The sequence below is a fragment of the Arthrobacter glacialis genome (assembly GCF_002909445.1).
GTDB classification, from domain to species: domain Bacteria; phylum Actinomycetota; class Actinomycetes; order Actinomycetales; family Micrococcaceae; genus Specibacter; species Specibacter glacialis.
The window spans coordinates 13,102-27,437 of record NZ_PPXC01000018.1; the positions used below are offsets into that span (position 1 = coordinate 13,102).

The 14,336-nt window shown below is 58.9% G+C and carries 14 protein-coding genes; 10 read left to right on the forward strand and 4 right to left on the reverse strand.

Annotated features, from left to right (window positions below):
- Positions 1–47 precede the first annotated feature (47 nt).
- The 4 genes from CVS27_RS17660 (at position 48) to CVS27_RS17675 (ending at position 4,499) form a co-directional block, all read left to right on the forward strand.
- Positions 48–443, forward strand: a complete 396-nt coding sequence (locus CVS27_RS17660) for a VOC family protein (protein ID WP_103467174.1) — start codon at positions 48–50, stop codon at positions 441–443.
- A 65-nt stretch (positions 444–508) separates the two neighbouring features.
- Positions 509–985 carry a DUF1877 family protein gene (locus CVS27_RS17665; protein WP_133159192.1) on the forward strand — a complete coding sequence of 159 codons (477 nt, stop codon included), beginning with the start codon at positions 509–511 and terminating at the stop codon, positions 983–985.
- Between the two features lie 145 nt (positions 986–1,130).
- The gene (locus CVS27_RS17670) at positions 1,131–2,174 is read left to right on the forward strand and encodes an LLM class flavin-dependent oxidoreductase (RefSeq protein ID WP_103467176.1); all 1,044 of its coding nucleotides are present in this window, start codon (positions 1,131–1,133) and stop codon (positions 2,172–2,174) included.
- Positions 2,175–2,387: 213 nt separating this feature from the next.
- Positions 2,388–4,499, forward strand: a complete 2,112-nt coding sequence (locus CVS27_RS17675; protein WP_207767563.1) for an FAD-dependent oxidoreductase — start codon at positions 2,388–2,390, stop codon at positions 4,497–4,499.
- 72 nt (positions 4,500–4,571) lie between these two features.
- Here CVS27_RS17675 and CVS27_RS17680 read toward each other — a convergent pair whose 3' ends face one another.
- Positions 4,572–5,459, reverse strand: a complete 888-nt coding sequence (locus CVS27_RS17680) for a DUF808 domain-containing protein (protein WP_103467177.1) — start codon at positions 5,457–5,459, stop codon at positions 4,572–4,574.
- A gap of 244 nt (positions 5,460–5,703) precedes the next feature.
- Here CVS27_RS17680 and CVS27_RS17685 point away from each other — a divergent pair, with 244 nt between their 5' ends.
- Entirely contained in the window at positions 5,704–6,318 is a 615-nt protein-coding gene (locus CVS27_RS17685; RefSeq protein WP_165788200.1) for an NAD(P)-dependent oxidoreductase, read from the forward strand.
- A gap of 90 nt (positions 6,319–6,408) precedes the next feature.
- On the opposite strand, the gene yiaA is transcribed toward CVS27_RS17685, so the two are convergent.
- Together yiaA and CVS27_RS17695 are read right to left on the reverse strand one after the other, a co-directional pair.
- A complete protein-coding gene (yiaA, locus tag CVS27_RS17690; RefSeq protein WP_103467179.1) occupies positions 6,409–6,873 on the reverse strand; it encodes an inner membrane protein YiaA in 465 nt (154 codons plus the stop codon).
- A gap of 430 nt (positions 6,874–7,303) precedes the next feature.
- On the reverse strand, positions 7,304–7,948 hold the full coding sequence (locus tag CVS27_RS17695; protein ID WP_103467180.1) for a dihydrofolate reductase family protein: 645 nt from the start codon (positions 7,946–7,948) through the stop codon (positions 7,304–7,306).
- A gap of 391 nt (positions 7,949–8,339) precedes the next feature.
- Between CVS27_RS17695 and CVS27_RS17700 the strand changes: the two genes are divergently transcribed.
- The 5 genes from CVS27_RS17700 to CVS27_RS17720 all read left to right on the forward strand — a co-directional run bounded on the left by CVS27_RS17700 (position 8,340) and on the right by CVS27_RS17720 (position 11,787).
- Positions 8,340–8,888, forward strand: a complete 549-nt coding sequence (locus CVS27_RS17700) for a hypothetical protein (protein ID WP_133162980.1) — start codon at positions 8,340–8,342, stop codon at positions 8,886–8,888.
- 74 nt (positions 8,889–8,962) lie between these two features.
- On the forward strand, positions 8,963–9,583 hold the full coding sequence (locus CVS27_RS17705) for a hypothetical protein (RefSeq protein ID WP_103467182.1): 621 nt from the start codon (positions 8,963–8,965) through the stop codon (positions 9,581–9,583).
- Positions 9,584–9,742: 159 nt separating this feature from the next.
- The gene (locus CVS27_RS17710) at positions 9,743–10,435 is read left to right on the forward strand and encodes a histidine phosphatase family protein (RefSeq protein ID WP_103467183.1); all 693 of its coding nucleotides are present in this window, start codon (positions 9,743–9,745) and stop codon (positions 10,433–10,435) included.
- 24 nt (positions 10,436–10,459) lie between these two features.
- Positions 10,460–11,020: a DUF3090 domain-containing protein gene (locus tag CVS27_RS17715; protein ID WP_103467184.1), complete on the forward strand. Its 561-nt coding sequence runs from the start codon at positions 10,460–10,462 to the stop codon at positions 11,018–11,020.
- Positions 11,020–11,787, forward strand: a complete 768-nt coding sequence (locus CVS27_RS17720; RefSeq protein WP_103467185.1) for an SCO1664 family protein — start codon at positions 11,020–11,022, stop codon at positions 11,785–11,787. The genes CVS27_RS17715 and CVS27_RS17720 overlap by 1 nt, the downstream gene beginning before the upstream one ends.
- Positions 11,788–12,055: 268 nt before the next feature.
- On the opposite strand, the gene CVS27_RS17725 is transcribed toward CVS27_RS17720, so the two are convergent.
- Positions 12,056–14,305, reverse strand: a complete 2,250-nt coding sequence (locus CVS27_RS17725; RefSeq protein WP_103467186.1) for an AAA family ATPase — start codon at positions 14,303–14,305, stop codon at positions 12,056–12,058.
- Between the last annotated feature and the right edge of the window lie 31 nt (positions 14,306–14,336).

Here is a 14,336-nt window from a genome sequence, read left to right on the forward strand (position 1 = left end):
AGGGGCCAGCTCTGGCCAAGAGCTGTCGGGGAAGGCACAATGGCGGCATGGGATCACGCATCGAAAACTTCTCCATTGACTCAACAACACCCCGCGAAACTGCGCAGTTCTGGGCGGAGGCCCTTGGCTGGCGGATAGTCGTCGAAGATAGCGATGACGACGAGGTGGCCCTGCAACCTCATGCCGGCAGCCCCGAAGCGGGAGCCCTCCCGGACATTCTGTTCCTGCGCGTACCCGAGACAAAGGCCGTCAAGAACCGGTTGCACCTAGATCTGCGCCCGGATGACCAGGCGGCCGAGGTGGCCCGGCTGGAGGCACTGGGTGCCAGGCGGGTCGATATTGGCCAGGGAACCGACGTCACCTGGGTGGTCATGGCTGATCCCGAGGGCAACGAATTCTGTGTGCTGCGAACGCTGACAGAGGCGGAGCGTGCCGCGCAGTAATTTGTGGATGTGCGCCCTGTGGATAACCTCAAGCGGGAAATCCTGATCACTGGAAAAATTGCTGCATGGGAATCAGATACTTTGCACTTCCGATGCCAGCACCAATGGTCAACATTGCCCGCATTAATCCACGGGCGTTCCTGTCCGACCACCACTTTTGGGCGTCCTGGTCCGATCCACCGGATCGGCCCGAAGGGCTGTATCTCGACAAGGCTTGGCGGGACCTGCAGTGGCTACTGGGTGAACCGGAGCCACCCCGGGCCTCATATGAACTGGTCAGCGGTGACGTGGAAATGACCAGCTGCGGGTGGATTCCCTTTGACCGGGTGCTGTCTGCCGAACAGGTCCGAAGCGTGGCCACAGACCTGACATTGGTCGACTTGCGCGAGCTCTACCAGCGCCGTCTGCCGCAGGAATCCCCAGACTGGGCGGCGATCATGGACTACAGGCGCGACTATGTGGAGTCCTACCTGGAGGCAGCAAGAAAATTCACGGCACAACTGGCCAGCCTAGGACTCGGTTTGATTTACTCGATCGGCTAAGGCCACCATGGTCCTGGGCCTCCCACGCTCTAACTCAACAACTCACTTTTCGGTGTCAACGACTTTCGGGGTAACGTCCCGACTTCCGCGCCCGATCCCCCACCTATCATGAGAATCAGCCGTACTCCGATCCATGAAGGAAGCCATGACCGACTCCTCACGTCCGCTGCGCAAGCTTGGTTTCCTCACCATCGGATTGTTCGATCCGGCGGACCCTGCCGCGGGTCACGAATCAACGTTGCAGGTCATCGAACTGGGCGAGCGACTCGGATTCGACAGCGCCTGGCTGCGACACCGCCATCTGCAGTTCGGCATCTCCTCCCCCATTGCGATCATGGCTGCGGCCAGCCAGCGCACGTCCCGGATCGAGCTTGGCACCGCTGTGACCCCCATGGGCTGGGAAAACCCCTTGCGCCTGGCCGAGGACCTTGCCACCGTGGATCTGCTCTCCGGCGGACGGATCAATCCGGGCCTGAGTGTGGGTGAACCGATGCACTACGACACGGTGAAACACGAACTTTATCCCGATTCCGCCGAGCTGGAGGACTTCAGCTACGCACGGGTAGATCGGCTTGCCCGTTTGGTTGCAGGAGAACCGGTTCGGGAATTTTCCGGCAAGCAGGGCGTTGTGGAAGAATTCTCCAATCGTGTTGAGCCGCACTCTTCGGGGCTGAGTGAACGTCTTTGGTATGGGGCGGCAAGCAAGAAATCGGCCATCTGGGCCGGAGAAAATGGATTCAATCTGCTCACCAGTAGTGTGGTCTTCCCCGAAGAGCATCAAGAACCGGTGTTTGCTCAAATCCAGCAATCACAAATCCGCGCCTACCGTGCAGCAGCCGAGGCATCAGCTCAGACGCGCGGGCCAGCCCGGGTCTCCCAAGGGCTGGTGGTGATCCCGACGGATTCAGCCTCGGTAAAACAGCGGGAAAAGTACCAGCGGTACGTCGACGAGCGCACTCCCCGCACCAAAGCGCCGCAGGGGCCAAAACGGATGCTGTTTGCCCCGGATCTCATCGGCACCAGCGAACAGATCGCGGAGCAGTTGTACGCACACGCGGGATTCCAGGAGGTGGATGAAGTGGCGTTCGCGCTGCCCTTCAGCTTCGACCATGAAGACTACGTGCAGATCCTCACCGACATTTCCACAAAATTGGGCCCGGCCCTGGGCTGGACCCCTTCTAAGGGCTAGACCCTTACGGGACCCCAGCGCCTTCGCCTGCCTTCCGTGAGTGCGCAGCTGATGTGACTTCCAGCGCCGGAAGTCGCATCAGCTGCGCACTCACTGCATCATTCGGCGGCGCGACGCCCTGATGTGGGAGTTGCGTCGCATCACACACTCTAGGCAGCCGAATTTGACGATGACCAGTAAACTATAGTGTCCATAGGACAGTATTATTGAGTTATGAACACCAAGACATTCCCGCACCTGATGGCCGCCGGACGCATCGGCCCCATGCAAACACTCAACCGCATTGTCCTCCCGGCGATGGACATGAACGTCTCCGAGCACGGCGAGATCGAACAGCCCGAGATCGACCACTACGTGGCTCGCGCCGCCGGAGGAGCCGGACTCATCATCACCGGCGCCTGCGCCATTGCCTTCCCCTTTGGCGCGGCCTCGATGAAGGAGCCGGGACTCTCGGATGACAAGTTCATCCCGGGCCTGAAAGCGCTGGCTGACGCTGTCCACGCGGCTGGCAGCAAGCTGTGTATTCAGTCCACACACCACGGCAAGGTTGCCCGCGTTGACGTCGCCAACGATCGCCCGGTCCTTGCACCCAACAAGCCTGACTACAGCTACAACATGTCGGCACTGGCAGATAGCACCCCGGATGAACTGCGTCGGATGGGTGCAGCCACCGCCGGGAAGCAGGCAACGTACAAGGAAATGACCGACGATGATATTTCCGGACTCATCTCCGACTGGGCCGACGCCGCCGAACGCATCGCCAAGGCTGACTGCGACGCTATCGAAATCCATGTGGCGCACGGCTACATCCTCGGAGTGTTCCTGAACCAGCGGGATAACAAGCGCACTGACGAGTACGGCGGCCCGCTGGCCAACCGGGCCCGTCTTGCATGCGAGGTCATCAAGGCCGTCAAGGAGAGGGTCGGCGACAAGCTGGCCATCCTCGTTCGAGTTTCCGGCGAGGAGTACGGGCAAGAAGGTGGCCTGACGCTACCGGAAGCGATTGAGGCCTCGCAACTGTTCGAGCAGGCTGGCGCGGACGCAATCCACGTGACCGGATGGGGGCGGAACCCCTTCGATAATTTCACCGACGGCCCCTTGCCCAGCAAGGTTGGCGCCTACCTGAAGAACGCAGCCGAGATCAAAAAACACCTCACGATCCCGGTCATCGCCGTGGGCCGGATGCTGCCGGAGATCTCCGAAAAGGCCATTGCGGCCGGCCAGATCGACTTTGCCGCCATGGGACGCCAGCTGCTGGCCGACCCGGACTTGCCGAACAAGCTGCGCGACGGCAAGTTCGACCAGGTCCGCCCCTGCATCAACTGCTACCTGTGCGTTGCCGAGAACTTCTTCGACGACACCCCCTTCTGTGCAGTTAACCCTGCACTTGGAAACGAGGCGCTGCTGCCGCTCAAGCCCGCCTCGGCGAGCAAGCATGTGGTGGTGGTGGGCGCCGGCCCTGCAGGCCTGGAGAGCGCCCGTGTCCTTACCGAGCGCGGACATCGCGTCACCGTGCTCGATAAGTCAGATCGCCTTGGTGGCACGATGTGGTTCTCCACGATGACCACCCCTGACAACGAACGCCTGCTGCGCTGGTTCAAGGCCGAGATCAAGCGCCTGCGCATCGCGGTCAAGCTCAACACACCGGCCACCGTCGAGACGATCCGGGCACTGAACGCCGATCACGTGATCGTGGCGACCGGCGCTGTCCGCCCCAAGCCGGACTTCCCCGGCGGCGACTTGCCGAACGTACAGACCGGCGACACCCTGCGTGCCATGATGCTCGGGACCGCGACGGCACAGGAGGCTGGTTTCGTCCTCAGCAACCTTGGCAAAATGGGACGCCTCTCTGGCCTGACCAAGAGCCCCGAGTTCGTGCGTCAGTTCACCAAGTACTGGCTGCCCATGGGTAAAAACGTTGTGGTCATTGGCGGCTCGCTCGTTGGCTTGGAGCTTGCCGAATTCCTCGCCGAGCGTGGCCGCAATGTCACTCTCCTGCATGAGAAGCAGCAGCTGGGCTTGCCCTTGGCCATGCCGCGGCGCTGGACTGCTGTGAAGGATTCCCTTGACCACGGCGTGAAAATTCACCGTAACGTCACGATAGACCGCATCACGCCCAAGACTGTCGAGTGGACCGAGGGCGAGGAATCCTTCAGTGCCCCGGCGGCCATGGTGGTCTACGCGGACGGCACGACGGCGGCCGCTCCCCTAGCGGACAAGCTGCAGGACGCCGGAATCAGTTTTGACGTGGTTGGCGATGCCGGCGCCGTCAACTATATTCACGGCGCCATCCACTCCTCGTGGGAAGTTGTCACCGAACTGTAGCCAGATAAAGATCGACGGCGGCACCCAAGGTGGGTGCCGCCGTCGAGCTTTATTCAGTTCAGCCGGGCGAGTTTAGGCTTCCGCGTGGTGGCGCTTGGGCAGCAGCTTTTGGACAAGCAACATGACGCCGACGGCGATCAGGCCAATCAGCAGTCCGGCCAACGCGGACACCAAGGTGTCGCCGAACCAGGTCACAACGGCGCCGAGCGGCTCCAAGGCATGCTCAACTTTGTGCAGCAGGTCTATGGGCCAGTGCCAGCCCACCTCGCCCACGTTGAGGATGGCCAAGTGACCGCCCACCCAGAGCATGGCCACGGTGCCAATGATGCTGATGACGCGGAACACGGCTGGCATGGAACGCACAATTCCGGCGCCTATCCTGCGCGTGCCGCTGTTCTCGCTGGCCTCCATCTTGATGCCGACGTCGTCGAGCTTCACCAGCAGCGCAACCGCACCATAGACCAGACCCGTCATCACCAACGCAATCACCACGAGGGCACCGAGCCGCATCCAGAAGCCCATCTCCGGGTCAAGATTGGACAGCGAGATGAGCATGATCTCGGTGGAAAGAATCAGGTCCGTGCGCACCGCACCAGCAATGAGCGCCTTCTCATCGCGTGCCCCCTCTTCCTTGTGGGCATGAACGTGACCAAACCATTCGGTCACCTTTTCGGCACCCTCGTAGCAGAGGTAAACACCGCCGATAATCAGCAGGTACGGCAGCACCCACGGCGCAAAGGCCGTCAGCAGCAGGGCCAATGGAATGATGAAAACGAATTTGTTGATGAGCGAGCCGCGGGCTATCTTGGCCACAACCGGCAGTTCGCGGGCGGGCGTCAGGCCGGCAACATACTGCGGGGTGACGGCGGCGTCATCAATCACCACGCCAGCCGATTTAGCAGACGCCTTCAAAGCGGCGGTCAGAATGTCGTCAACGATGGCGAGCAAGCCAACAGACATGGTGCACTCCTTGGGTCTTGCGGTTGGTGTAGTCATGACGCCTGAGAGCAGAAATGCATTGATTCTCTGACACTCCGGAGAAAAAGCCGGGCAGAGAACATCTTAGACCGAACCAGCGAATCCGGACGGTATTTTTGCGCCCGCCGTTGCGCCCGGGGCACTTGCCACTACAGAACTCTCGGCCTTGCGGGCGCCGGTAAGCTTCTCGAAGACATCAACGGCGTCGACGACGAAAGAGGAATTCGTGAAGATCACGATTATTGGCGGCTCGAAAGGCACCGGAGCTCAGCTGGCTTCCCTTGCCCTTCAGGCAGGGCATTCGGTCACAGTCCTCTCCCGGAGCGGCAACGCGCCGGCCGGGACTCGGGCGATCACCGGCAATGCGACGGATCCTGTAGCAGCCGCCGAAGCCGTGGCCGGAGCCGACGTCGTAGTTGTCACCGTAGGTGGGGCTAAGGGCGTCAACCATCAACGTGCTGCTGTCACACGGACAATCATTGCGGCCATGCAGGCGGCAGGCGTGCGCAGGCTCGTTGTGCAATCCTCACTGGGGGCAGGTGATTCGGCGTCGGCGCTACCGGCTCCTATTCGGCTGATTACTCAGCTCGTGCTCGGACGGGCCTTGGCTGACCACAACGAGCAGGAGTTGGCCGTCACCACCTCTGGTCTTGACTGGACAGTGGTCCGACCAGCCGGCCTCACCAACAAGGTCCCCAGCGGCACCTGGACTGCGCTCGGGGCAACCGGAGAAGGGAAGCCCTACGGTTCGATTCCACGTGGTGACCTCGCGGCATGCATGCTCGAAATTCTGGATAATGATTCCACTCACGGCAGTGCGCTCAGCCTGAGCAGCCGATGAGTTCGCAGTGGTCAGCCTAAGAGGCTAATGATCCGACCCACAGAAGAAGCCGCAGAGGTGGGCTCTGCGGCTTCTTTGCAATTGGACCTCTTACAGCTCTGGTTTGTCCAGAAAACTGGGCCTGGCCTGTACGTGTAGATCAGGGTAGACAGCCTTGTGGGCTGCAAGATCCCTGATGTTCTTCTGCACCGCCACGACGGCGAACAAGCTCATGGCGAAACCGATGCCGTAGAAACCCTTCTCGCTCAACAGCAACTCTGCATTCCAGAGACCTATCGCCAGCAACAACAGTGACGCCAGCAGCGCAAACCAGGCGATCCCGAGGTAAATGGATGTCACGGGGATTTCCTCGGACTTATCGCGGACCGCTTTCTGGAGGGACACCGCCGCAAAAAGCCCGAATAGAAACACAGTGAGATAGAAGCCCTTCTCATTCAGCTCCATCTTCGCGTTCCAAAGGCCTATGAAGTAGACCCCCATTCCTAGCCCCAAAGCAATCCAGGAAGCCCCTATAAAAGCACCCGTCGGTTTTCCTAGCTGGTTCGTCGCACTCATGATTCCTACCCCTTCACGTTAATTACTCCATCGAATGTTGTATCTAGTATCAGCATAGGTGATTTCTCGTCCCATGGCCGTATCAGCTCAGTCTCAAAAACCATTTAAACGCTAGAAGCCCGGCATCGTTATAGATGCCGGGCTTCTCTTGTGTCTAGAAGCTACCTTGATGCTCTCAGTACTCGGAGTGGCTCCAAGGAGACACTTTAGGCATTCAAACGAACCATCACGCGATCCTGAACCACGTCGAGGAACAGCTCAGACGCAACACAAACCCCCAACCGAAAATAGGGCCAGTAGGGCAATTTGAAAACAGGGCCATAGGTTGTGTTTTTCTATTGCGCCTTGGTGTCGGTGGTTTGGTGTTTTCGTAGTCGGCAGCTGTCGCCTTTGAGGCTGATGATGGGCTCAACTGCCGCACGGTCGTCATTCACGCGCGGTCCTTCCGATTCCACAGCTGATGCGTCAGCCCGCTGGACGTGCTGATGGATTCGACGCTGAACCGGCCTTCCAAGTCAGCCAAGTGATCCCAGATCCGAACACCGGAGCCGAGCACGATCGGAACGATCACCACATGCAGGAAGTCGATGAGATCAGCCTGCAGGAATTCGTTCACTGTCGACGGCCCGCCTCCGATCCGAACGTCCAAACCGCCGGCCGCTTCCTGCGCCAGACGAAGCGCTTTCTCGGGAGACGCATCTACGAAGTGGAAGCTGGTGCCGTTTGCGAACTCGAGTGACTTGCGAGGATAGTGAGTCAGAATGAAGACCGGAGTGAGGAAGGGCGGTGCGTCTCCCCACCATCCTTTCCAGCCGTCGTCGGGCCATTCGCCCGACTGCGGACCGAATTTTCGGCGGCCCATGATCTCCGCCCCGATGCCTTGGGCCCACATGCTGAACATGGCCCGATCCACGGTCACCGGGTCGTCCATGCCATGGATGCCGTGGATGACGCGTCCGTCGAACTTACCGAAGAGCGCCCCGGCATCACCGATCGGCTTTTCGAGCGTCACGTAATCACCAGCGGCAAATCCGTCTGAAGAAACGAACAGGCTGTGTACCCGCGTCCGAGCCATGAGATCTCCCTGTGTGCTTGCAATCTGGAATCACTTGAACCCTAGCTCAGAGTGATTTTGAACTGCAATCATTTTGGAGGTCAGGTGGCCGGAAAACTGCCTCGCCGGGATCGGTTCGGCGACCCGCGGGCATGACCGCACGGTTAAGTTCGCGGCACTGCCCGACGACTTCGGGGCAGGGCTGCACTGGCGGGGCCTGCAATAATAAATAATTGAGACGGCGGTGCCTACGCTGGGACCGTCGCGCCAAGCAGTCGCCTAAAGCACAACCGCGAAGATGGGAATTGAACTATTGGACGAGAGCCAAGACAGCACTCCCATGAGGAATCCACCATGGCACAAGCAGCCTTTCAAAGCGTTCATCAGTTCGGTTTCGCACCATGCCCCCAGGATGGAGAAGAGCACAAAACTGTTGTTCGTGGCCGCGATCATGCTACCGCTGGGCCTGTACTTGATCCTCAACGGCCTTCCCGACACGTCGAGCAGTCGCGCACGGATCATCGTCAATGGGACGCCTACGATGGTTGGCGGGCTGGCTCTCATCTACGGCCGTGTCGGGGTGGTGACTGCGTGGTCGGGCATGGCACGCAAAGGCAGCGATGCGATCGATCTGAAGATCGCATCGAGCGGAATCACCGTGAGGGGTGGTCACAAGATCCCCTGGAAATCCATTTCCCGCGTCACCAGCATCCAGTATGACAACACTGCCAAAATCCAGCTCTTGTGGGACCGAGCTGATCTGAATCGCGCTTTCGAGGTCCACTTCAACGGGCCCATGGACATTCCTCGGCTCAGGACGAAAGACGGTGTTCCTTACCTGAAGGTCAACGTGGTCCGTTATCCCGCCGTCGACTACACACGCCTCCACGAAGCGTTCATCGCCGAGTTCGAGCGCCGAGGCATTCCGATCGACGAGAAGCGGAAAACGAAAGAGACGTAGCCACGTCTTTGTTCGGCCGTCGCTGACGATCTCGTGACCGGCAGCTGATACCAGGAAAGCGAGAAATTTACTCCTTGAAGAACGCAAGATCGGGCAAATACGCCATCAGAGACTTCGTCAGTTCGAGTCCGCACTACTGGCCCATGCTGGACAGGAGCTTCAAAAACCTCTTCTTCGGCTTTCTCATGTTCTTTCCGGGCCTGTACTTGGCGACCATTGACCTTCCCGGCACGCCGAGTTATCTTGCACAGATCAGGGTCGGCGGTCTGCCGATGGCAGTTGGCGGAATCTGCGTCATCTTCGGCTGCATCGGGTTCGCGACTGGCGTGATGGGGACATTCCGTAAGCGAGAGAACGCCATTGACCTGAAGATTTCTGCAAAAGGGCTCACTGTGAGGGGAGGCCACGAGATCCCCTGGGATTCCATTTCCCATGTCACCAGCATCCAGTATCACAACCATGCCGCAATCCAGGCCATTTGGGATCGGGCTGATCTGAATTCCGCTTTCGTAGTCCATCTCAAGGAGCCCTTGGGCATTCCGAGACTCAAAACGAAGGCCGGCATACCGCAGCTGAAGATCAAACTGTTTCGTTATCCTGCCCTCGACTACAAGCCCCTATATGACTGGGTTGGCACCGAGTTCGAACGCAGGCACATTCCGGTCGACATGAAATGGAAAACGAAAGAGACGTAGTCGACGTCTTCGAACGAGCCGAACTCGAGGTGACCGCGCGCGAACGCGTGATGAGATCAAGGGGCTACACCTGCACCGGCTTGCTCTGATTGTCCATCAAGTTGGTGACACTCGGCTTCTGGGCTGGGTTCGTCGACGGCGGGTGGCTAGGCTGGGTGGATGGCAACAGTTATTCTCGTGCGGCACGGCCGCACCACAGCCAATGCCACTGGACTGCTGGCCGGTCGGGCTGTCGGCGTCAGCCTGGACCAGATCGGGCGGGACCAAGCGGCTCTGACCGGAGACCGGCTCGCGCCCGTGCCCTTAGTCGGAGTGGTGTCGAGCCCCCTTGAGCGCTGTCAGCAGACCGCCCAGTTCATCCTCGATCGCCAGACTGGCGCGCCGTACGCGCCCGTTGACCTCGATCTCACCGAATGCGATTACGGCCAGTGGCAGGGCCGCATGCTCAGTGAGCTCACCACCGAGGATCTGTGGCCGGTTGTCCAGTCGCAACCGTCCGCCGTCGTCTTTCCCGGAGGTGAATCCATGGCAGCGATGCAGGCTCGGTCAGTGGCAGCAATTCGCCGCCACGATGCAGACTTCGAAGCCGAGTACGGGCCAGGGGCCGTATGGGTGGCGGTGAGTCACGGTGACATCATCAAGTCAATCCTCGCCGACGCGCTCGGCATGCACCTTGACCTGTTCCAGCGAATCAACGTGGGCCCCGCCTCCGTATCGATCGTGCGCTACGGCCCCAGTCGGCCGAGCGTCTACGCGACCAACACCGACGCGGGTGATCTATCGTGGCTCTCGAACCACATCCACTCTGGCGATGCGCCGGTGGGCGGCGGTGCAGGGACAAAGGCGCCATGAAGATCATGCGCCTAGAATATTGACATGCCTACACTTGTTCACGAGTTTTCCTGGCCTGATCGGGTCGTCGTTGGCACCATCGGCCTTCCGGGGGCACGCACGTTCTACCTGCAGGTGCGCGCAGGGAAGCAGATCGTTAGTATTGCCCTGGAGAAGCAGCAGTCGGCTCTGCTCGCCGAGAATATCGACGATATTCTCGATCAGCTCCTCACCGTCGAAAGCAACCCCTTCAGCATTCCCACGGGTACTCCCATTGAACTTGTCGACAATGAGCCGCTCGAGGCCGTCCAGGAGCAGTTTCGCACTGGGGCCATGAGCTTGGGGTGGGACCCAACCACGGCCCAGATCGTCATTGAGGCGTACCCCATCCCCGATTCCGATGATGACGATGATGACAACGACGAATCGTCTGATGAGGACGGCGCTATCGAGTCCGAAATGTTGCTGGTGCGAATCCCGGTCGGCACCGCCCGCGCATTCGCCAAGCGCACCCGCGAGATCGTGGGTGCTGGGCGTCCCCTGTGCCCGCTCTGCGGTTATCCCGTGGACGCTGACGGACACATCTGCACCCTTCCCGAGCTCTGATGCCAACGCCGGACCTAGAGACCGCCGAGCTAACGCTCACCGGCCGCATCACGACGGCGTCAAACGCCACATTTCTTGGCAGCATCGGCGACGTGGTGGTCGTCTACAAGCCGATAGCCGGCGAAAGTCCGCTGTGGGATTTTCCCCAGGGAACGCTGGCCCACCGGGAGGTGGCCGCCTATCTGGTTTCGCAGGCCCTCGGCTGGGGCGTCGTGCCCCACACCTGGCTGCGCGATGGTCCGATGGGCGAAGGAATGGTGCAGCTCTGGCAGGAGCAGGATCCCGCCCAAGACGCCGTGAACCTGATCGCGGCCGACCACGTGCCGGAGACGGGTTGGAAACAAGTTCTCCAGGGACAAGATGAGAACGGACGGATGGTCGCTCTCGTTCACGAAGACTCGCCTGCACTCAGACGCATGGCGGTGTTCGACGTCATCGTCAACAACGCCGACCGCAAAGGCGACCACATCCTTGCCATGGCTGACGGACACCGGCACGGTGTGGACCACGGGCTCACCTTTCACCGTGACCACAAGCTGCGCACGGTGCTGTGGGGCTGGTTGGGAGAGGACCTAATTTCCGAGGAACTGGACGGCATAGATCGTGTCAGCGAAGGACTGCATGGTGAGCTGGGCCGAAACCTGGCGGACTTGCTCAGCGCCGAAGAAATCGCAACGCTCGCCGCGCGCTGCGCCCGGTTGCGCTTGGCAGGGCAGTTTCCGGCTCCGAGCGGTGAAATGTCGGCGGTGCCCTGGCCGCTGTTCTAAGGAATTACGGCTACTGGCTTCGCGGTCAGTGTCACGTTGACTCGTCCTCGGCGGACGACATCATTTCCATTTGGTAGCCCGTAGAAAAAGCACATGGCCGCCAAGAACAAGTGTTCTCGGCGGCCATCACAAAAGATTGCATGAATGTCAGGACCTAGACGTTGAAGCGGAACTCCACCGAGTTACGTCATGGAACAACCTTTCACACGGTCCGCGCGCGGTTGGAAACGCCTGAAGCTTGCAGGCTACGTGGCTGGCACAAGTTCACTTAGACAACGTATGCCTGTGCCCTGTCCATCATCATGGCGTAGTGCCCAAAGTGCGCACCGCTCGACGTCTTCTCAAAGAGACGCTTGAACGCGTCAAGCCAATGACCGCTTGGAGCTGAATTTTGTGCATAGACGTCGTCATCCATGATCGTGTGTGAGCCGCTGTGTGACCACGCAATGAGCGCGTTGTGAAGTGCACGCTCCACCGGCAGAAGCTCGGCACCTACTTCATAGAGATTCTTCTCGCCGCCAAGAGTCGTGAAGTAGCTTTCCAGAATTCGCCGCATGACATTCGGCAACCACGGCATCTGCTTCGTCCGATGGGTGGCAGCGGTTTGAACCTCGTCCCACAATTCCTGGTACGCAGTGCGGATGGGGTTCTTCTGCCCGCAGTCTTCGACGGCGTTGGGTTGGGGCGCATACTTCCTGATGCGGTAGTACTTTGTTGCCGAAGAAGAACTGGCGTTGTGGTGGTAGCTGACTTCATTATGAAAGCGGGTGTTGTGCGTCAGCATGATCACTTGCTGGACCCGGTCATGATTCCCAATTCTAGTTTCCTCGATCAGCATGCGAATCAAAGCTGAAACTACAAACATGATGTCCCCGTCAAGACTTGAGATGGGATCGTCGATCACAGCAAGAACCCTGTCAGATTCATGCTCCTGCCTCACTTCGGACAACGAATGGTAGAAATAGAGGAAAGTGATGAACGTTCGTTCGCCTTCGCTCAACGTCTCGATGTCTGCAGACTGGCCGTCCTCACGAATGATTCGATAGCCGTCTTTCTTGGCTTTGGCAGCGGCCAGCCTAATGCTGTGAAACTGGCTGAGTTCGAGAAACCTGTTGATGTCTTCGATAGTCGCGGCGCTAGACGTTGTCTTCTTCCTCAGCTCCTTAAGTTGCGTCTCGTGGTCTTCGGAGTAATCGCCTTGGGTGCGGATGGTGTCCCGGAAGGACTGGTTAACACGATCTGATTGCTCGCATTGCTTTACGTGCGAATTGAGCAATTCGTTCAGATGGCCACGTGCAAACTCGCGCCAAGCCTCGTCAACGATGAGGTTCCGCTGTCCATGTCGACCAGCAATGACTGTGTTGGTTTTCGTGATGTCATCGTTTGCCCTGTCCACAATGGCGCTCAATGAGTCATAGTCAGCCTTGACGGAGGGGAAGCTAACCTTGTCAGAAGGCTTGAGAAGTTTCTGGTTCATGGCCTTCTCCGCCGCGGCGAGGCCAAGCATTAGTACATGAAACGCGCTGTCAACTTCTTCTTCTCCGACTGCGCTAGCGAGGCTCGTGGCATTGATTATCTTGTATTGTTCTAGGGCCGCTATGGCTTGAGTAATGATCGCAAGGAACCCCACCACTTCAGCTTGTTTCTTTTCATAGGTTTCATCAAAAACGATTGCGAGCTGCCCAGCCAGTGCTGCCGGAGACTTCTGCTGACAAAACGGGCACAATCCTTCCGTGTTTTCCCCTGAATTGAGATACTCCAAACCTTCGTGAACCCAGTCAGAGTTGCTCAGGCGATCAATTAGATCCATGAGCGGGACATCTGCACTGCCAACGATGGGCGTCTTCAGAGCTGCTTGGAACGCGGCTTCATCCCAGACTAATTCAGGTGCTGCAGAGTACAGTGGCCGTTCTTTGGCCGAGTCATCAAATGCCGCCACTGTCTTTTTGGAGAGAGCGTCAAAATCATCGTTACCTCGCAGGGGATGGGCTTTAGCCGCAGCGAGCACTTTCTCTAGACACTGGTCTTTGCTTCCCCTCAGCCCAGACATGCGTTGTTGGACCAATACTGGGATGACAGACCGTTTGAGCCAGATTGTGTCGGCCAGATCAGAACGCAATTTTTTCGCTTCTGCTAAACGTTGATCTAGGTTTGTCTGGGCAGCTATGACCTTGTGATCAGCCTTGGCTTTTTGCTTCTCAATCGCTTTGATCTTCTCGTACGCCTCACCACCGTCTTCGCCAAGCAGGAAGACCCCGGGTTCCTCGCCATCAACGCTGGTGAATGCCTTACGCACGTAATCTCGGTTATACACCTTGACGGTTGGCTTCGTTTGTCCCCATCGGACCGCTAGTCCACCGGCGTCGCCATCGGTTGCGGACAAGCTTGCAAGGCCTTGGCTGATCGTCGTTTTACCGGATCCGTTGGGGCCAAAAACATAGTTGATCGTCGTCAGGTCACCTAATACGGCACCGGCTTCGAAGCAGTGCGTTCCAGCAAGCGCGATCTCCTCGATCACAGAGTTCTCCTAAAGGTTACGGAATTGCCGA